The sequence below is a fragment of the Terrabacter sp. 2TAF16 genome (genome assembly GCF_052115065.1).
Lineage (GTDB): Bacteria > Actinomycetota > Actinomycetes > Actinomycetales > Dermatophilaceae > Terrabacter.
On the sequence record NZ_JBFRFZ010000005.1, the window covers coordinates 211986 to 230151 of the forward strand.

Annotated in this window: 16 protein-coding genes; 3 read left to right on the forward strand and 13 right to left on the reverse strand. The window is 73.2% G+C overall.

The genetic code is table 11. From position 1 onward, the window contains the following. Window positions 1-60 precede the first annotated feature (60 nt). Window positions 61-1461, forward strand: a complete 1401-nt coding sequence (locus AB4Z14_RS08210) for an MATE family efflux transporter (RefSeq protein ID WP_442274779.1) — start codon at window positions 61-63, stop codon at window positions 1459-1461. 23 nt (window positions 1462-1484) lie between these two features. On the opposite strand, the gene AB4Z14_RS08215 is transcribed toward AB4Z14_RS08210, so the two are convergent. Beyond that, complete coding sequence (locus AB4Z14_RS08215; protein WP_442274780.1) at window positions 1485-2099, reverse strand: sulfocyanin-like copper-binding protein; 615 nt, start codon at window positions 2097-2099, stop codon at window positions 1485-1487. Between the two features lie 90 nt (window positions 2100-2189). On the opposite strand from AB4Z14_RS08215, the gene AB4Z14_RS08220 reads away from it, so the two are divergent. Together AB4Z14_RS08220 and AB4Z14_RS08225 are read left to right on the forward strand one after the other, a co-directional pair. Beyond that, a complete protein-coding gene (locus tag AB4Z14_RS08220) occupies window positions 2190-4196 on the forward strand; it encodes a thioredoxin domain-containing protein (protein ID WP_442274781.1) in 2007 nt (668 codons plus the stop codon). Between the two features lie 65 nt (window positions 4197-4261). Then, the gene (locus tag AB4Z14_RS08225; RefSeq protein ID WP_442274782.1) at window positions 4262-5059 is read left to right on the forward strand and encodes a response regulator transcription factor; all 798 of its coding nucleotides are present in this window, start codon (window positions 4262-4264) and stop codon (window positions 5057-5059) included. 65 nt (window positions 5060-5124) lie between these two features. On the opposite strand, the gene AB4Z14_RS08230 is transcribed toward AB4Z14_RS08225, so the two are convergent. From AB4Z14_RS08230 to AB4Z14_RS08285, 12 genes are all read right to left on the reverse strand, one after another. Beyond that, entirely contained in the window at window positions 5125-5535 is a 411-nt protein-coding gene (locus tag AB4Z14_RS08230) for a hypothetical protein (protein WP_442274783.1), read from the reverse strand. Window positions 5536-6035: 500 nt separating this feature from the next. Further along, entirely contained in the window at window positions 6036-6836 is an 801-nt protein-coding gene (locus AB4Z14_RS08235; protein ID WP_442274784.1) for an FAD:protein FMN transferase, read from the reverse strand. 34 nt (window positions 6837-6870) lie between these two features. Continuing rightward, window positions 6871-7458: an FMN-binding protein gene (locus AB4Z14_RS08240; protein ID WP_442274785.1), complete on the reverse strand. Its 588-nt coding sequence runs from the start codon at window positions 7456-7458 to the stop codon at window positions 6871-6873. A 66-nt stretch (window positions 7459-7524) separates the two neighbouring features. After that, entirely contained in the window at window positions 7525-8946 is a 1422-nt protein-coding gene (locus AB4Z14_RS08245) for a ferredoxin reductase family protein (protein WP_442274786.1), read from the reverse strand. Window positions 8947-8996: 50 nt separating this feature from the next. After that, entirely contained in the window at window positions 8997-9947 is a 951-nt protein-coding gene (locus tag AB4Z14_RS08250; protein ID WP_442274787.1) for an NAD-dependent epimerase/dehydratase family protein, read from the reverse strand. Between the two features lie 8 nt (window positions 9948-9955). Beyond that, window positions 9956-11530 (reverse strand): class I adenylate-forming enzyme family protein, encoded by a 1575-nt coding sequence (locus AB4Z14_RS08255; RefSeq protein ID WP_442274788.1) that lies wholly within the window; start codon window positions 11528-11530, stop codon window positions 9956-9958. Then, on the reverse strand, window positions 11527-12780 hold the full coding sequence (locus tag AB4Z14_RS08260) for a cytochrome P450 (protein ID WP_442274789.1): 1254 nt from the start codon (window positions 12778-12780) through the stop codon (window positions 11527-11529). The genes AB4Z14_RS08255 and AB4Z14_RS08260 overlap by 4 nt, the downstream gene beginning before the upstream one ends. Further along, window positions 12777-13571: a glycosyltransferase family 2 protein gene (locus tag AB4Z14_RS08265; RefSeq protein WP_442274790.1), complete on the reverse strand. Its 795-nt coding sequence runs from the start codon at window positions 13569-13571 to the stop codon at window positions 12777-12779. The genes AB4Z14_RS08260 and AB4Z14_RS08265 overlap by 4 nt, the downstream gene beginning before the upstream one ends. Continuing rightward, window positions 13565-14587 (reverse strand): 3-oxoacyl-ACP synthase III family protein, encoded by a 1023-nt coding sequence (locus AB4Z14_RS08270; protein ID WP_442274791.1) that lies wholly within the window; start codon window positions 14585-14587, stop codon window positions 13565-13567. Before AB4Z14_RS08270 ends, AB4Z14_RS08265 begins: the two co-directional genes overlap by 7 nt. Window positions 14588-14811: 224 nt before the next feature. Continuing rightward, window positions 14812-15594 (reverse strand): TSUP family transporter, encoded by a 783-nt coding sequence (locus AB4Z14_RS08275; RefSeq protein ID WP_442274792.1) that lies wholly within the window; start codon window positions 15592-15594, stop codon window positions 14812-14814. Further along, window positions 15591-16340, reverse strand: coding sequence for an HAD family hydrolase (locus AB4Z14_RS08280; RefSeq protein ID WP_442274793.1), 750 nt, complete (start codon window positions 16338-16340; stop codon window positions 15591-15593). Before AB4Z14_RS08280 ends, AB4Z14_RS08275 begins: the two co-directional genes overlap by 4 nt. Further along, window positions 16337-18115 carry a proline--tRNA ligase gene (locus AB4Z14_RS08285; RefSeq protein WP_442274794.1) on the reverse strand — a complete coding sequence of 593 codons (1779 nt, stop codon included), beginning with the start codon at window positions 18113-18115 and terminating at the stop codon, window positions 16337-16339. The genes AB4Z14_RS08280 and AB4Z14_RS08285 overlap by 4 nt, the downstream gene beginning before the upstream one ends. Between the last annotated feature and the right edge of the window lie 51 nt (window positions 18116-18166).

Sequence of the window (18166 nt, forward strand, 5' to 3'; positions counted from 1 at the left end):
GGGTGCTTGAAGCCTTAACGTTGTCGCGCTCCCCCACCTTCGTTGTCGAAAGGCACTCGCATGCCTCGCCTTGCCATGCCCACCTCCCGCGACCAGCGCTCGGCCACGCCGACCCCCGCTCGCGAGATCGCGCGCATCGCCGTGCCGGTGAGCACGGAGTTCGTCCTCATGCTCGTGCTCAACTTCGTCAACCAGATCGTCGTCGGGAGCCTTGGGGCCACCGCGATCGCCGCCGTGGGCTTCTCCAACAGCCTCACCTTCATCCTCGCGGTGACGCTCGGCTGTCTCGGCACGTCGGTGAGCATCCTCGTGGCGCGGGCGCACGGCGCCGGTCGCCGGGACGCCCTCGACCACACGGTCACGGCGGCGCTGCTCGTCGCCGTCGGGCTCGGCGTCGTCGTCTCGCTCGTGCCGTGGTTCTTCGCCGACCACCTCATGTCGCTCGTCGGGGCCTCCCCGTCGGTCGCGGCGGCGGGCACCGACTACTTCCGCCTCACCGTCCTCGCGACGCTGCCGGTCATGCTCAGCGCGATCCTCTCGGGTGTCCTCCGCTCGGCCGGCCGGCCGACGAGCCCGATGATCGCGACGATGGTCACCGTCGTCGCGAACTCGGCGATCGCGTACTCCCTCGTCGTCGGGCTCGGCCCGCTGCCCTCGCTCGGCGTCGCCGGCGCCGGCTGGGCCACGCTCGTGACCGCCGTCATCAAGGCGCTCATCCTGCTGTGGATGGCCTATGGCCGGCGCGCCGTCGTCGGCTGGAGCCTGCCCGACAGCGTCCGGCAGTGGCGTGCCGTCATCGTGCCCCTCTTCGTCCTTGCGCTCCCCCTCGGCGTCACCGAGCTCTTCTGGACGGTGGGGACCTTCCTCTACAACGTCGTGTTCCAGCAGCTCGGCGACGAGGCGCTGGCCGCCGCGCAGATCGTCACGACGCTGGAGGGTGTCTTCGTCGTCGGCAGCATCGGGCTGATGAGCGCCACGACCACCCTCGTGGGCCGCTCCGTCGGTCGCGGGGACGTCGACGACGCGATGGCCTGGGTGCGGCGGCTGACCCGCGCGGGCGTCGGGACCGCCGCCGTCTTCGGGGTCCTCTTCGCCGCCTCGGTGATGCTGCTCGACGTCCTCTTCGGGGAGGCCGGTCGCGACGTGCGCACCATGGCCGGCGTCGGCATCCTCATCAACGCGGCGTTCCAGGTGGTCAAGGTGCGCAACATGATCGTCGGGGCGGGCGTGCTGCCCAGCGCCAACGACGTGCGCGGGGTCATCATGGGCGACGTCGTCGGTGCCTTCCTGGTCGGGCTGCCGCTCGCCGTCCTCCTCGGCCTGCACACGCCGCTCGGCTACGTCGGCATCTTCGTGGCCCGCATCCTCGAGGAGCTGGCCAAGCTCGCCATCTTCACGTGGCGTGCGCGTCGCATCCGCTGGGAGCGCCTCGTCGCGCCGCGCGAGGCCGTCGCCGCCTGACCGCCCGGCCGGTCGCCCCGGCCTCAGCCGGTGACGACGAGCCCCTGGCGCATCCCGTCGGCGTAGTGGTTCTCGAGGTTGCAGACGAGCTCGTAGTGGCCCGGCGCCAGGGTCACCGTCACCCAGCCGACGGCGCCGGAGACGATGCCGTCACCGTGGCCCGCGGCGCAGGACGCCGAAGCCTCCCCGAGACTGCCCGACTCGTCGACCGTGCCGTCCCGGCCCGGCACGCGCTGTCCGGCGACGGCGTCGGCGACGAGCGGCAGGACGACGAGCTCGTGGGTGCGCCACCCGGAGTTCTCCACGACGACGCTCACCGGTCCGGAGTGGACGGTCGCGGGCCGCGCGACCAGCAGCATCCGGGCTCCCATCGGGGCGACGCCGCCCATCATCCGCGACAGGCCCATGTCGACGAGGCTGACGGTCACCCGCGACCCGGGAAGGTCGGTCGGGGCCGCACACGCCAGCGGCGCCGCCATCGGGACGCCGCTGCTCGACCCGGCGCGCACGCCACCCATGGCGCCACCCATCGGGGCCGTCGCCGCGGGCGCTGCCGAACAGCCCGCGAGCACCAGGGCGGCAGCTGCGAACGCAGCCCCGCCCGTGCACGAGCGACGGATGCTCCAGCCTCTGGCCATATCTCGACACTAACCCCGGGGGGTATGCGTGGACGGGGTGTGTGACGCACCAGTCCCCGGCCGGCGCCCGGCGTGCGCGAGAGTGGAGCCATGCCCAACCGCCTCGACCGAGCGACGAGCCCCTACCTGCTCCAGCACCGCGACAACCCGGTGCACTGGCAGGAGTGGGGCGAGGCCGCGTTCGCGGAGGCGCGCGAGCGCAACGTCCCGGTGCTCCTGTCGGTCGGCTACGCGGCCTGCCACTGGTGCCACGTCATGGCCCACGAGTCGTTCGAGGACGAGGCCGTCGCGGCCGCGCTCAACGCCCGCTTCGTCCCGGTCAAGGTCGACCGCGAGGAGCGACCCGACATCGACGCCGTCTACATGTCGGCGGTCACGGCGACGACCGGCCACGGCGGCTGGCCGATGACGGTCTTCCTCACCCCCGAGGGCGAGCCGTTCTTCTGCGGCACCTACTTCCCGCGCGACCACTTCCTCCGCGTCCTGGCGGCCCTCGACGAGGCCTGGCGCACCCGCGAGGACGAGGTGCGCGCGTCGGGCTCGCACATCGCCACCAGCCTCGCCGAGGCCCTCCAGCCGCCGACGCCGTATGCCGTCGAGCCGGCAGCGCTGTCGTCCGCGGTCGGGCTGCTGGCCCGCCAGTTCGACCACGTGGCAGGCGGTTTCGGCGGCGCCCCGAAGTTCCCGCCGTCGATGGTGCTCGAGTTCCTGCTGCGCCACCACGCCCGGACCGGGGACCGGGACGCCCTCGCGATGGCGTCCCGCACGCTCGAGGCGATGGCGCGCAGCGGCCTCTACGACCAGCTCGCCGGTGGCTTCGCGCGCTACGCCGTCGACGCGGGCTGGGTCGTGCCGCACTTCGAGAAGATGCTCTACGACAACGCCCTGCTGCTGCGCGCCTACACGACGTGGTGGAAGGTGACCCGCGACCCGCTGGCCGAGCGCATCGTCCGTGAGACGGCCGACTTCGTCGTGCGCGACCTCGGCACCGAGACGGGAGGTTTCGCGTCGTCGCTCGACGCCGACGCTGCCGGCGTCGAGGGGCTGACGTACGCGTGGACACCGGAGGAGCTGCGAGAGGTCCTCGGGGACGACGACGGCCCCGTCGCGGCCGACCTGCTCGGCGTGACGACCGAGGGCACGTTCGAGCACGGCGCCTCGACGTTGCAGCTGCCGTCAGAGCCGGGTGACCGCGACTGGTTCGACGACGTGCGAGCACGACTGCTCGCAGCCCGCGCCGGTCGACCTCAGCCCGGTCGTGACGACAAGGTCGTGACGTCGTGGAACGGCCTCGCGATCGCCGCGCTCGCGGGTGCCGGCGCCGCGCTCGAGCGGCCGGACTGGGTGGCCGCCGCGGCCCGGTGCGCCGCACACGTCCTCGACGTCCACGTCGTCGACGGGGAGCTGCGGCGTGCGTCACGCGTCGGCACGGTCGGGACGGCGCGTGCCGTCGCGGACGACCACGGCAACCTCGCGGACGGCCTGCTCGTGCTGCACCAGGTGTCGGGTGAGCGACGCTGGCTGGACGCCGCCCGACAGGTCCTGGACGCCGCGAGCGACTTCGCGGCCGACGACGGCGGGTTCCACGACACCGCCTCGGACGCCGAGCCGCTCTACCTGCGCCCTCGCAGCGCCGCGGACAACGCCGAGCCGGCGGGGCAGTCCGCTCTGGCGGGAGCGCTCGTCACCCTCGGCGCGGTGACCGGTGACGCGGCCGCCCTCGCGGCGGGCGCCACCTCCACCGCTGCGGGGATGGGGCTCGCCGTCCGCGAGCCGCGGTTCGGCGGGTGGTCGCTCGCGGTCGCCGAGTCCCTCGTCAGCGGACCGCTGCAGGTCGCCGTCGTCGGGTCCGGTCGCGAGGCCGACGCGCTCGAGGTGGTGGCGCGCCGGTCCCCGAGCCCTGGACTCGTCGTCGTGCGCGGCGAGCCGGACGCGCCCGGCGTCCCGCTGCTGGCCGACCGCCCGCTCGTCGGCGGACGCGCTGCGGCCTACGTCTGCCGCGGCATGGTCTGCGAGCTGCCCACGACCGACCCCGAGCAGCTGGCTGCGCAGCTGGGTGCGGTGGCTGGCGAGGGGCTCGGCGGAGTGGTCGGCTGAGGCGACGAACCGCCCGACATTCGCATCTGGCGGGCCAAACCCCCGCATTCTGCAACAATCACCGCATGATGGGCTCAGCGCGCACCGCGGTCGTCGTCGAGGACGACGACGACATCCGTGAGCTCATCACGCACAGCCTGACCATGCAGGGCTTCGAGGTGTCGGCGGCGTCCTCGGGACAGGCGGGCCTCGACCTCGTCGTCGCGACCGACCCCGACCTCGTCACCCTCGACCTGGGCCTGCCCGACCTCGACGGGATCGAGGTGTGCCGCCGGGTGCGCGACGTGAGCCAGGCCTACGTCGTCATGATCAGCGCGCGCACCGACGAGATCGACCGCCTCATGGGCCTCGAGATCGGCGCCGACGACTACCTCACCAAGCCGTTCAGCCCTCGCGAGCTGCAGGCCCGCGTCAACGCGATGTTCCGGCGGCCGCGCACCGGCGGACCCAACGGCTCCGACGACGCGACGGGTCCGGCCGGCACCGTCTCGGCCGCCTCGGCCGGCGGCCCGACCACCGACGGCGCGACACCGGACGAGCCGGCACCCGAGCTCGTGCGTCACGGCCGCATCGCCGTCGACCCGGAGGGCCGCGTCGCCACGGTCGACGACCAGGAGGTCGACCTGACCCGCACCGAGTTCGACCTGCTCTCGACCCTGATCAGCGCACCGCGCCGCGTGTGGTCGCGCGCCGTCCTCCTCGACAGCCTGTGGGGCCCCGGGTGGTCCGAGGAGCACCTCGTCGAGGTGCACGTGGGCAACCTCCGCCGCAAGCTGAGCCGTCTCGGCCCCGACGGCACGCGTGCCCCGATCCGGACCGTGCGGGGCGTCGGCTACCGCATGGAGGAGCCCGACGCGTTCTGACGCCGACGGCGCTGTGGCTGTGGCTGGGGCCGCTGGGCCGCCCGCTCGTGTCGACGCGTCGGAGGTCAGGCGCCGACGGGCGGTGCCGAGTGGTCGAGGTGCGACCGCAGCGCGACGCGAGCACCCGGGGCCAGACCGAGCATCGACGTCCCGCGTTCGCGGGCCAGCTCGGTCTCACCGCGACTGACCGCCTCGATGACGCAGAGCACGGCCGACTCGAGCCGGACGAGTCCGACGGTGGCCGACGAGACGCGCAGGCTCAGCAGGACGTCCATCGCCGCGACCTCGTCGCGGCGGTCGAGCGCGGACGCGGCGCGGGCCAGCCGGGCATCAAGCATCCGCAGGTAGGTCTGGGCGATGGAGCGAGCGAGGTCGTCGCTCTCGAGCTCCGATGCGAGACGGGTCAGGGCCCTCGGGTCGAGCTCGTCGACCGTGAGTCCGGGACAGGCCGGGCTCACACCCTGCTCAGCGGCCACGGCCGGCGCCGAAGGCGTCCGGGGCCAGAGCCGTCCCGCGGCGCCGCGGACGTCGGGCGATGTTCCGGGTCGGGACGGGCCGGCCTCCCACCAACGGGCCCGTCCCGCTCCGGTCCACTCCCCCCACCGAGAGCTCCGAGTGGGCCCGCCGACCGGGGAGGGCGCCGCGACCGCGCACCGTCACTGCAGGGTCAGTGTCGGTGCTGATGATCATGGCGCTCTCCTCCCCGGATCGGCGGGCACTCGCCCGAAGGTCTCTGAGTCAGCGAGCCGGTCCCCCGACCGTTGCTGCTGATGAGGACGACTCTTCCGCGCCGACTGCAAGGTGCGAACCCCCGGGCACGCATGGTTTCCGCAAGAAAGCCTCAAGGCCTTCCCGGTTCGGGCAGCCGTGCGCCTTTTGTCCTTGCGGAGCATCCCCCGAGCGGCCGGCGCCCGGGCGGCCGGCGCCCGGGCGGCCGAGCGGCCGAGCGGCCGGCGCCCGGACGCGCCAGGGCGGCTCAGAGGGCCGTCGAGAGGTAGTCCGTCGCGTTCGTGGCGAAGGCTTCGCTCGTCCGCTCCGAGCCGACGAAGAGTGCCGTGGCCCAGATGTCGGCCCAGAGCAGGGTCGGTCCGGTCACCGTCACCGATCCGGGACGTCCGACGAGCTCACCGGACGCCGGGTCGTAGAGGTGGGCGCCCCGGGCCGCGGTCCCCGAGGTCGCCACGGCCCCGCGCGTCAGCGTCAGGGTGTTCGCGATCCGCTGCCGGTCGAGAGGATCCTCGACGCCGATCCGCCAGGCGATGGCCTCGGGTCCGTCAGCGGGCATGTCGGCGTGGGCGCCGATCAGGATGTCGCCACCGGCGTTGATGCAGAAGGAGATCCGCTCCAGGTCGGACAGGGGCACGGACGCACGGTCGACGGCCCACCCCTTGACGAGGCCGGTCGGGTCGAACGCGAGGTCACCGTCGCCCGTGGGCAGCAGGGTCGTGAACGCCCCCCGGGTGAGCACCTCGGCCTCCTGCCCGATGCGCAGCGCCTCCTCGACGAGGGGACTGCACTGCGAGACCTGCACCTCCTCGCGGCGCAGCCGCATGAGGTCGGAGTCCTCGCGGTAGGTCGAGAAGATCGAGTCCATCTCGCGCAGGATCCGGAAGGCCGACGCCACCGCCTCGTGGGCGGCGAGACCGTCGACGTCGGCGCCCCGCAGGTGGATGGAGATCGGCATGCCCATGATCTGCTCGACCCATGCGCGCCGTGCCGGGGCCGGGGCGGGGTCGGGGACGCCGGGCTGGCGCGGTCGGGTGACGGGTCGGCTCATGGTTCGCTCCTTGGTCGCCTGTCTCAAGAGTGCCTCAGAGGTTGGCCTGGTCGATGGCGGACTGAAGGGACTGCGTGTAGCCGTCCCACGTGTACGTGGCACCGGACACGACGTCGATCTGCGCCGACTGGGCGCTGACGGCCTCCTGGTTGTAGACCGGGACGGCGGCCGAGTTGATCATCTGGTCGTGCCGGTCGTTCCAGGGGACCTGGAGCACCTCGGCGGCCGTGATCTTGCCGCTCGTGACGGTGATCTGGACCTGGACGTTGCCGTAGCGGGTCATGACCGCGTCACCGGCATACGTCTTGGCCGCGGACGAGGTGCTCGTCGAGCCGGACGAGCCCGAGGACGAGCCCGACGAGCTCGAGCCCGACGAAGTCGTGCCCGAGGTGGTCGTGTCGTCGGTGGTCGTGTCGTCGGCCGGCTCCTGACCGGAGGAGTCGGTCGAGGACGCGGACGACGACCCGGACGTGGAGCCGGTGCTGTCGGAGGTCTTGCTGCTCGCCGTCACCGGCCGGGTCTCGGCGGCCACGACGGCGGACGAGCTGCGGGACGTGCTGTAGCTGAAGAGGAGGACGAGCACGGTCAGGGTGCTCATGGCCCAGAGGACGATGCGACGCATTGGGGGGCTCGATTCGGTTCGGTTCGGTTCGCACGTCACGGAGTCGGGCGCGACGGCTGCGAGGTCTCAGTAGGCGAAGCGCTCGTGGTGGACGGCGTCCTGGGGTACGCCCGCCTCGTGGGCGGCGGTGATGACGGTGTCCATCCAGGCGGGGTTGCCGCACACGTAGACGTCGCGCTCGGCGATGTCGGGGACGATCCGGGTCAAGGCCTCGACGTCGCTGAGGTGTCGTGAGTCGACGGGGAGCCAGCTGTCGCGCTCGCGGTTGCGGTGGCCGACGACGGCGACGACGCGGCCGCCCTTGGCGCGGGCGAGGTCGAGCAGCTCGTCGCCGAGGACGATGTCGGACTGGCTTCCGACGCGATAGATGACGACGACACCGTCCGGCGACGCGGGAAGCTCCTCGAGGATGGCGCGCAGCGGCGTGATGCCGATGCCGGCTCCGATGAGCACGGCCTTCTCCCTCGTGCGGACCCCGGCGTGCAGGCGGCCGTACGGACCCTCGACGAGGACCTTGGTGCCCGGGCGGAGGGTCGCGAGGCGTGCGCTCGAGCCACCGACGGCCTCGGCCGTGATCCGGAGGGAGCGACCGTCGGGCGCGGCGGACAGCGAGTACGGGTTGCCTCGGGTCCAGCCCGCGCCGTCGAGGAAGCGCCACTGGAAGAACTGGCCGGCACGGACGGGCAGACGGTCGAGGCGGCGCCCCGTCATGACGACGGAGGTCACGGTCGGGGACTCGGCGACGACCGCGGAGACGACCAGACGGTGGCGGCGCGAGCGGATGAGCGGCAGACCCACCCGGTAGACGAGGACGGCGACCAGTGCAAAGGCGTACAGACCCCACCAGAACACCGTCGCGGTGACGTTCGCGTTGAAGTCCGCCCCCGTCCAGAGCTGGTGCGGCAGCGCGAGGCCGGCCCCGAGGTAGGCGTAGAGGTGCAGCAGGTGCCACGACTCGAAGCGCAGCCTGGCCCGAGCCTTCTTCACGGAGGTGACGACGACCATGACGAGCGCGATCGTGCCGGCGAGGGCGAGCAGCATGCCCGGGGAGTGCAGGACCTGGTCGACGAAGGTGGCGACGACGCCGAGGTCGGTGCCGGCGCTGTAGCCGACGGTGACGAGGGCGATGTGGGCGATCATGAGGTTGAACGAGGTGAAGCCGACGAGCCGGTGCACGCGGGCGAGCTCGTCCTGTCCCCAGGCCTGCTCGACGAGCGGGATGCGCGCCATGAGCAGCACCTGCAGGAGCATCAGCACCGAGGCGACGAGCCCGGCGAGGCGGCCGATGTTGGTGAGGCTCTCACCCAGCGAGCCGAAGGCGGCCAGCCCTCCCCCCGCGACCCAGAGGGCCACGACGAAGAGCGTGACCCCCCAGGCGAAGACGGCGGAGGCGTCGCGCCACCAGCGGGGCGTCGGAGCAAGGGCCTGGCGTCGTGACGCGGCCGGCACCGAGAGGTCGCGGCTCTCGGGGAGGGCGAGAGAGGTCATGTCACACACATTTGTGGCGGACCCTGTGCGTGCGCTGTGTCGACGGGGTGTCAGTCGTATGAGTCGCCGTCCCCGTGGCCCGTGCTCTCGTGGCGCCATCGGGACAGGTCTGTCGCAGCCGGCAGGACGCCGAGCTGCTCGCGCAGCCTGGTCGTGTCGAAGACGCGCGTGACCGCGAGGTGCGAGACGACGTATGCCGTGAGCAGCGGAGGCGTGGACGCCCGGGTCAGCCGGGCGGTGGCCTCGAGGGCCAGCGCCGCGGCCCAGGCGACGCCCGCTCCGGTGAGGAGCGGGCGCTCGGGCCATCCGTTGGCCTTGGCGACACCGGCCGCGACCACGGCGAGCGGCAGAGCGTGATCATCGGCGACGTTGAGCACCGCTGTGCCGCGAACGGATTCGCTGGCGGCGACGGCCGCATCTGCCACCAACCGCACGTCCGTGAGGTGGACGAGCGTGTCAGCGCTGCCGGGACACAGCAGCCGGCCACGGCGTCGGGCGCGCTCGAGCCGCGGGAGGAGGGTCGGGTCGCCGGGACCGTGGACGGCGTGGGGTCGGAGCACGACGCTGCCCGCGCGCCCGAGGACGAGCCGCTCCTGGTCGGCCTTGGCGCGCGAGTAGGAGGACAGGTGGTGCGTCGTCACCGGCACGTCCTCGGTGAAGACGTGCCCGGAGCCGGCGGGGGGCCGAAGGGGGTAGACGCTGCACGACGAGACGAGCACGACTCTGGCGCGGGGCCACGTCGCGAGGACCGCACGCGTGCCGCCCACGGTGACGGCGTCGTGGACGGCCCGGGGTGCCCACTCGTCGACGTGCGCGGCGGCATGGACGACGACGTCGACAGGCGACGGGTCGGGCAGGACACCGGTCGTGAGGTCCCACGGACGGTGCACGAGCCCGGGGCGCGCCCGAACCGGTCGCCGGGACAGTGCGAGCACCTCGTGGCCACGGTCGAGCAGCCGGTCGACGACAGCGGCGCCCACGAAGCCGCTGGCTCCGGTCACGGCGACCCTCATCGGACCGCACCCGCCCGGTCGTGGGAGACGACGGCCCGCAGCGCATCGAGGTCGACCACGCCGGAGCGGCCCCGCCGCGGCAGCGCGTCGACGAGGACGACGTCGTCGGGACGCCAGGCCTCGTCGGCGAGCGCCGCCCAGGCGCCGTGGACGAGACGGCTCACCCGTGACGCCGTCGACGGGTGGGCTCTGCCGAGGCCGCCGACCGGGACGACGGCGAGGACGACGTGCTCGTCGCCCGAGACCGCGTCGGGCAGCCCGACGAGGGCACAGTCGCGGACGACGTCGCCGAGCCGGTCGAGGAGGAGCGGCTCGACGAGCTCCGGGTAGATGTTGGCCTGTCCGCGGATGATCATGTTCTTGGCCCGACCGGCGAGCAGGAGCGTGCCGTCGGCGGCCAGCTCGCCGAGGTCGCCGGTGCGCACCTCCTGACTCGGCGGCTCCCCCGCGAGACGGTGCCGCGCCTGCGCCGCCCGCACGACGACCTCGCCCACCCCGTCAGTCCCCGGCTCGTCGATGCGCACCGCGACGCCGGGTAGTGGCCGCCCGAGGCTCGTGCGCCCGGAGGGTGACGCCAGCACGTCGGCCCCGGTGGCGACGGCGACCGGCAGCGCTTCGGTGAGTCCGTAGACGGCGCGCACGTCCACGCCCGGGGCCAGCACCTCGAGACGTCGCACCGTGGCCGGCAGCACGGGGGCCCCACCCATGGCGACGTGACGCACGGTCGGTGGCAGTCCTCGGGTGGCCGCTGCGAGCACCTTGGCCGGGACGGCGTACGCGTGGGTGGCTGACTCGCGTGCCGCCTGCCGCAGCCACGCGTCCGGTGACGCCGTGACCGGCGGCAGCGACCAGACCGCACCGGCCACGAGGGTCGGCAGGCCGATCATCAGCTGGTCGGTGTGCATGGTGTCGTCGGTGTCGAGGCCGAGTGCCGAGACGGCGGCGCCGACCCCCGCCGAGAGCGACGCGAGGGTGTGCACGACCGCACGGGGCGCGGCGGTCGAGCCCGACGTGAAGACGACGAGTGCGTCGCGCACGGGGTCCCCGACGACGGGTGCCGAATGCGCCGGCGGCAGGTGCTCCCACCGGGTGGCGGAGCGCGGCACCCCGGGGAGCCGTGGACCGGTGACGACGTGGACGAGCCCGGCCGTAGACAGGTCGGGCAGCTGCAGGCCCGACGTGGCCGGCAGGCGCGCGAGCAGTGCCGAGAGCGGCCGGTGACCGGCGGCGTGCACGAGGGTGTCCGCGACCGCCGCGTGCACGGGCACGACGCGACGCCGCACGTCGAGCAGCGCCTGCCCCGCGCCGGGGTCGGCCACGACGACGACACCCCCGGCCAGCACGACACCGAGTGCAGCCGCCACGGCGCGCGGCGAGGGCCGGACGGCGAGCAGCACCCCGTCACCCGGCCCGACCCCGTGGGCGGTGAGGTGGGCCGCCACGGCACGGACGTCGCAGCCGAGCTCGCCGTAGGTGACCGACCGGGCCCGGTGGTCCCGGATCGCCACCCGGTGCGGCTCGGTGGCCGCCCGGGCGAGGAGCGCCGTGACGAGGTCGGCCCCGTCGGTCATGCCGCCCGGCCCGCGCTCCTGGCGCCGGTCGCGCCCGCCCCCGAGCCCGCCCTCGCCCTCGCACGGTTGGCGGCCGGGCAGCGGACCGTGAGCTCGGCGTATCTCGGCACGAGAACGCGTCGGGCGGCCCGACGCGACGTCACGACGAGCCCGTGCTCTCCCGCGAGCTCCAGGAGCATGCCGGTCATGGCCTGCAGCTCGGCGAGCGCGAGGGGGGCGCCGAGGCAGAAGTGCGAGCCGGCTCCGAACCACAGGTGGCGCAGGTCGCCCGTGGCGGGTCGTCCCGGCTCGAAGCCCCCGTCGCGCCGCGTCGCCCACCACAGGAGCACGACGACGCGCTCGTCGGCGCGAAGCCGGACCCCGTCGATCTCGGTCGGGCGAACGACCCGTCGCAGGGTCGCGAGGCTCGGCGTCGTCATGCGCAGACCCTCGGCGACCACGTCGTCGAGCCGGCACGCCGTCGCCGCGCGAGGCTCGAGCAGGCCCGCATCGGCCAGCTGGCCGACGATCCGCGGCAACGCACTGCTGACCGTGCCCGTGCCGGTGAGGAAGAGCGCGGCGGCCAGCGACCGCGCGTCGTCGAGCGCGGCGCCCCGCTCTGCCAGCCGACCCATGACCGTGGCGGACGAGGCGGCGGCATGGGACGACTCGGCGGCGTTCTGCACCACGGCGAGCGCCGCGCGCGCCCGCTGTGCCGCGGCGTCGTCGAAGGTGCGGGTGCGCCACGTGACCATCGACTCGATGGCGTCGCTCGCCTCGAGGAGCACCGACGGCGGGGTCTCGGGGTCGAGCCCGACGACCGCCCCGATCACGGCGGCGGACACCTCACGGGCGAGCCGGACGACGTCGAGCTCCTCCCCCACGCGCAGCCGCGCCGCGGCCCCCGCGACGATGGGACGGGCCGCCGCGTCGCAGACCTCGCGCACGACCCGGGGCGAGAAGAGGTCGGCGAGGGTGTGCCGCAGGCCGCGGTGGTCGTCGCCCTCCATGTTGAGCAGCACCCGGTCGCCGAGCACCGGGGTCCAGAGTGCTCCGGACGACCCCGGGCCGTTCTTGGCGAAGGCGTCGGTGTCGGTGAGCACCCGCCGTGCCGACCGCGGGTCCGCCACGAGCACGCCGACGCCGGGCACGCGTACCACTCCGCGCCGCGACACGGCCACGTCGACGACGCGGGCCACGACGGGGTGTGCCGAGCGGATCAGCCGTGACTCCCAGCGGCTCCCCGGGTCGGTGCGCGCGAGCGCCCTCACGCGACGCCCCGGACGTCGACGACGTCGGGGTGGTGGCCGTGGTCGAGGTACCACCGCAGGGTGTTGCGCAGGCCGTAGGCCCGGAGGCGTCGCACCGACGCGTGCACGACGAGGCCACGGTGGTACTCGATGCGGGAGCTGACCCGGCGCACCCGGTTGACGAGCTCCCGGTCCTCGTGGACCTCCTCGATGGCGGTGCGCGGAAAGCCACCGCTCGCCTCGTAGGCCGCGGCGCTGACACCGATGTTGCAGCCGGGGCTCATCCGGTAGGGCCCGTGCAGCTCGGGAGACCGGTTGCTCGGACGGAAGCGGCCGAACGTCTGGCACAGGCCGATGACCCCGGGCAGCACGACCCGTTCCCACGGCTGCAGGCGCACCTCGTCGGTGCGCGCCCGCATCGGCCCGGTCACGAGGTCGGCGCCGCCGGCGAAGGCACGCCGACCGACGGCGGTCCACTCGCGGACCGGCACCGTGTCGGCGTCGGTGCGCAGCACGTGCGTCGCTCCGTGCGCGATGGCGTGGCGCACACCCGTGTCGGAGGCCGCGCCCGTGCCCTTGCGCGGCTCGGTGACGATCGAGACGCCGAGATCGTATGCCGCACAGACCCTTTCGACCTCGTCCGCGGTCCCGTCCGTGCTGGCGTTGTCGACGACGACGAGCGTGAAGTCGCGGTCACGCTGCGCTGCGATCGCGGCGATGGTCCGCCCGATGCCCTCCTGCTCGTTGAAGGCCGGGACGACGACCCAGAGGCGGACTCCCCCGGCACCCAGGGGCGCGGGAGCGTTCACCACCGCACCGCCATCGTGCCCACGCTGATGCCTCCGGCCAGGCCCACGAGCAGGACGGGCTCGCCCGGGCGGGCCAGGTCGAGCCGCTCGATCTGCTGCCACTGGAGGGGCAGGGTGGCGGAGGCGCAGTTGCCGTGGTCGGGCAGCGTCTCGACGACGAGGTCGCGACGCAGGCCGAGGCGTGCGGCAAAGACGTCGAGGTAGGGCATCGCGACCTGGTGGACGGCGACGGCCGCGAAGTCCTCGACCCCGAGACCGTCGGCCTTCAGGGCTCGGTGGATCTCCTCCACGTCGACGCTGTCGAACGCCTGACGCAGTCTCGCTCCGTCCATGACGAAGTAGCCCTTCTCGACGTCGCGAGGATGGCGGGTGCCCCCGGCGGGGAGCTGGCCCACGGACCAGTGCCGCGACTCCGCGGTGAACCAGCGGTGCAGGATCTGTCCGCGCGCGCCGGGAGAGGCTCGCTCGACGAGCGCTGCGGCCCCCGCGTCACTCATGGTGTAGCCGGGCACCGACTCGACGAACTGCCGGGCGTCGCGCACGCGCCATCGCGCCGCGCGCGACGGCATCTCACCGGTGACGACGAGCACTCGTTCGTACTGCCCCGTGGCGATGAGGGCCTCGGCGACCTGGACGCCGTTGAGCCAGGAGTTGCACGCGTTCTTGACGTCCATGACGGGGCACCGGGCACCGAGCAGGTCGGCCACGATGTGCGCGGTGGCGGGCTCGACGAGGTCCTGCGACGCCGAGGCGAAGACGAGGAGGTCGACGTCGGCGACGTCGAGGCCCAGCAAGGCCAGTGACGTGCGCGCCGCCTCTGCGGCCAGGTCGGACGCCTGCGTGTCGGGACCGGCGTGGTGGATGCGCCGCACTCCCGTGAGACGTCCGAGGACCCCGGTCGGAGGCACGAAGCCGTCGCTCGCGCCGACGACGCGGGCCTCGACCTCCTCGATGGTGAGGACGTGCTCGGCGACGTGCGCGCTGACCCCGACGATCCGGCTGGACGGGCGACTGGACATGCGAACGCGGCCCTCCCTGACTCGGCGTCGTGGCCCCCTCCGGAGCCGTGCGGGCAGTTTACGGTGAGCGGATACCACCCGCGCTGAGCCGACGTACTCAGGCCCGTGGCGTCCGCTCCGATCGCGAGCCGGCTCGTCGGGTGCTCATCCCCACCTACCGCCGCCTCGTCGTGGCCCGTGCCTGAGACCCGACCCGACGGGTCCGACTCAACCGGTCCGACCCGTCAGGGCCACCAGCCGAGCAGGCTCCCGCCGATCTTGACGATGAAGGCGCTGACGACGAGGACGAAGACGACGCGCACGAAGCCGCTGCCCTTCGCCACGGCCGTGCGCGCCCCGACGTAGCCGCCGAGCAGGTTGGCCCCGGCGATGACGACACCGACCTTGAAGATGACGAGACCCATCGGCAGGAAGACGGTCAGCGCACCGAGGTTCGTCGCGAAGTTCGCGATCTTGGCCTTGGCGCTCGCCTCGAGGAAGTTGTAGCCGAGCAGGCCCACGAGGGCGAAGACGAGGAAGCTGCCGGTGCCCGGGCCCAGCGCGCCGTCGTAGACCCCGATGCTGAAGCCGGTCAGCATCGCGAGCACGGTGTGCTTGGCGCCGTGGAAGCGGCGGATCGACTCCGAGCCGAGGTCCGGCTTGAAGAGCGTGTACGCACCGACGAGGACGAGGAGCACGAGGATGATCGGGTTGAAGGCCGACTTGGGGATGTGCAGCCCGATGAGCGCCCCGCCGATCGACCCGACGTAGGCGACGGCCGCCATCGGCAGCGCCGTGCGCAGGTCGGGGCGCACGCGACGGTAGAAGGTGACCGAGCTCGTCGCCGTGCCGAAGATCGAGCCGAACTTGTTCGTCGCGAGCAGCTGCGCCGGCGACGCGCCGGGGAGGCCGATGAGCAGCGCCGGCAGCTGCACGAGGCCGCCGCCACCGACGACGGCGTCGATCCAGCCCGCGACGAACGCCGCGGCCGCGAGGAACGCGAGGGTCGTGAGGGTCGGGTCGCTCACGCGTCCGCACCGTCGGCGCGGGCGTTCCAGGACTCGACGATCGTCAGCACGTCGGTGATCTCGTGCGCCACGGCGTCGGGCGTCGCGTCGTGCGAGACCTGCTGGTCGAGCGGGATGCTCGAGTGCGGCACCCAGATGGCGCGCATGCCGACCTGCTGCGGACCGTGCACGTCCTCGTAGGACCGGTCGCCGACGTAGGCGCACTCAGCGGGCTCGACACCGGCCGCACGGGCGGCGTGGGCGAAGATCTCGGGCTGCGGCTTCACCCACGGGGTCTCGCTGGAGTAGACGTCGACGTCGACGAGGTCGAGGACGCCGTCCCGCTCGAAGATCGACCGGTGGTAGTCGCGGTCCCACAGCGTGTTGGACAGCACACCGACACGAATCCCCTTCTCGCGCAGGCTTTCCCACAGCGGGCGGATCTCCGGCGCCGTGATCGTGTGCGGCTCCCACAAGGCGCGGTATGCCGTGAGCGCCTCCTCGGCGCCCGGGTGGCCGTCCGTGACGCCGACCGACTCGAGCAGCTCGTGCAGGCGTGCGCTGCCGCCGCCGCTGCGTCCGCGGCGCCACGCGGCGTCCTCGGCCGCGCAGATGGCCGCGACGAACGCGGCGTGCGTGTCGCCCGTGTGACCGAGCCCGGCGGCATACGCCCCCCACGTCGCGTGGAAGTCCACCTCGTGCCAGGGCGTGATGGTGCCGCCCCAGTCGAAGAGGACGGCCCGCACGGGCGGGACGGCCGCCGTCACGAGCGCTCGACCTCCGCGGTGACCTCGGCGGTCAGAGCGGCCACGGCGTCGTCGACGGCGACCTCCCGGCGCTCGCCCGTGCGACGGTCCTTGATCTCGACCGTCCCGTCGGCGAGGCCGCGGCCGATGACGAGGATCGTCGGGATGCCGACGAGCTCGGAGTCCTTGAACTTCACGCCGGGGCTGACGCCCTTGCGGTCGTCGACGAGGACGGTGAGGCCCTGGATCTCGAGCTCGCGGGCGATCTCCTCGGCCTTGACGAAGAGGGCCTCGTCCTTGCCGGCCACGACGACGTGGACGTCGGCGGGTGCGAGCTCGCGCGGCCAGATGATCCCCGACTCGTCGTGGTTGCCCTCGACGACGCACGCCACGGCGCGCGAGACACCGACCCCGTAGGAGCCCATGACGACCGTGACGAGCTTGCCGTTCTGGTCGAGCACCTTGAGATCGAGCGCCTCGGCGTACTTCGTGCCGAGCTGGAAGACGTGGCCCATCTCGATGCCGCGGGCCGTCGAGAGCGTGTGGTCGCAGTTCGGGCAGGCGTCACCGGCGCGGACCTCGGCGGCCTCGATGGTGCCGTCAGCCGCGAAGTCGCGACCGGCGACGAGGTCGATGACGTGCTGGCCGGCGACGTTGGCGCCGGTGACCCAGCGGCTGCCCTCTGCGATCCGGGGGTCGAGGAGGTAGCGGATGCCGGTCGTGCCCTCGAGCCCGAGCGCACCCGGGCCGATGTAGCCCTTGACGAGCGCCGGGTTGGCCGCGAAGTCTGCCTCGGTGAAGGCCTCCACCTCCGCCGGCTCGACCTGCGCGCCAAGGCGCTTCTCGTCGACCTCGCGGTCACCGGGGACGCCGATGGCGAGCGGCTCGCGGGTGCCGTCGGGCTGGACGAGCGTCACGACGACGTTCTTCAACGTGTCGCCGGCGGCCCACGGGCGGTCCTCGCGCGGGAAGCGCTCGTTGAGGTGTGCGACGAGCGTGTCGATGGTCGGGGTGTCGGGCGTGTCCTCGGCGTGCGCGGCGGGCACGCCGTCCCAGCCGACGGGGTCGGGGGTGGGCACACGCACGGCCTCGACGTTGGCGGCATACCCGCAGCTCGTGCACCGCACGTAGGTGTCCTCGCCGACCTCGGCCGTCGCGAGGAACTCCTCGCTCTTGCTGCCGCCCATGGCGCCCGCCATCGCCTCGACGATGACGTAGTGGAAGCCGAGGCGGTCGAAGATGCGGACGTAGGCCTCGCGGTGCAGCTGGTAGCTCTTCTCGAGGCCGGCGGCGTCGACGTCGAAGGAGTAGCTGTCCTTCATGACGAACTCGCGGCCGCGCAGCACGCCGGCACGAGGTCGCGCCTCGTCGCGGTACTTCGTCTGGATCTGGTAGATCGAGAGCGGCAGGTCCTTGTAGGAGCTGTAGAGGTCCTTGACCGTGAGGGTGAACATCTCCTCGTGGGTCGGGCCGAGGAGGTGGTGGGCGCCCTTGCGGTCCTGGAGGCGGAAGATGTTGTCGCCGTACTCGGTCCAGCGACCGGTGGCCTCGAAGGGCTCCTTGGGCAGCAGCGCCGGGAAGAGCAGCTCCTGGGCGCCGATGGCGTCCATCTCCTCGCGGACGATCTTCTCGACGTTGCGCAGGACGCGCAGGCCGAGGGGCAGCCACGTGTAGACACCGGGGCTGACCCGCCGCACGTAGCCGGCGCGGACGAGCAGCCGGTGGCTCGGGACCTCTGCGTCCGCCGGGTCCTCGCGAAGGGTTCGCAGGAACAGGGACGACATGTGCAGGGCCACCGGGACTCCTCGAGTGGTGCAGGGTGCACGGCGCGGCGTGACTCGTGCGCG

Excerpts from the sequence above, each read along its gene's own strand:
- AB4Z14_RS08210 (WP_442274779.1), top strand. The coding sequence starts at position 61 with ATGCCTCGCCTTGCCATGCCCACCTCCCGCGACCAGCGCTCGGCCACG.
- AB4Z14_RS08215 (WP_442274780.1), bottom strand. The coding sequence starts at position 2,099 with ATGGCCAGAGGCTGGAGCATCCGTCGCTCGTGCACGGGCGGGGCTGCG.
- AB4Z14_RS08220 (WP_442274781.1), top strand. The coding sequence starts at position 2,190 with ATGCCCAACCGCCTCGACCGAGCGACGAGCCCCTACCTGCTCCAGCAC.
- AB4Z14_RS08225 (WP_442274782.1), top strand. The coding sequence starts at position 4,262 with ATGATGGGCTCAGCGCGCACCGCGGTCGTCGTCGAGGACGACGACGAC.
- AB4Z14_RS08235 (WP_442274784.1), bottom strand. The coding sequence starts at position 6,836 with ATGAGCCGACCCGTCACCCGACCGCGCCAGCCCGGCGTCCCCGACCCC.
- AB4Z14_RS08240 (WP_442274785.1), bottom strand. The coding sequence starts at position 7,458 with ATGCGTCGCATCGTCCTCTGGGCCATGAGCACCCTGACCGTGCTCGTC.
- AB4Z14_RS08245 (WP_442274786.1), bottom strand. The coding sequence starts at position 8,946 with ATGACCTCTCTCGCCCTCCCCGAGAGCCGCGACCTCTCGGTGCCGGCC.
- AB4Z14_RS08255 (WP_442274788.1), bottom strand. The coding sequence starts at position 11,530 with ATGACCGACGGGGCCGACCTCGTCACGGCGCTCCTCGCCCGGGCGGCC.
- AB4Z14_RS08270 (WP_442274791.1), bottom strand. The coding sequence starts at position 14,587 with ATGTCCAGTCGCCCGTCCAGCCGGATCGTCGGGGTCAGCGCGCACGTC.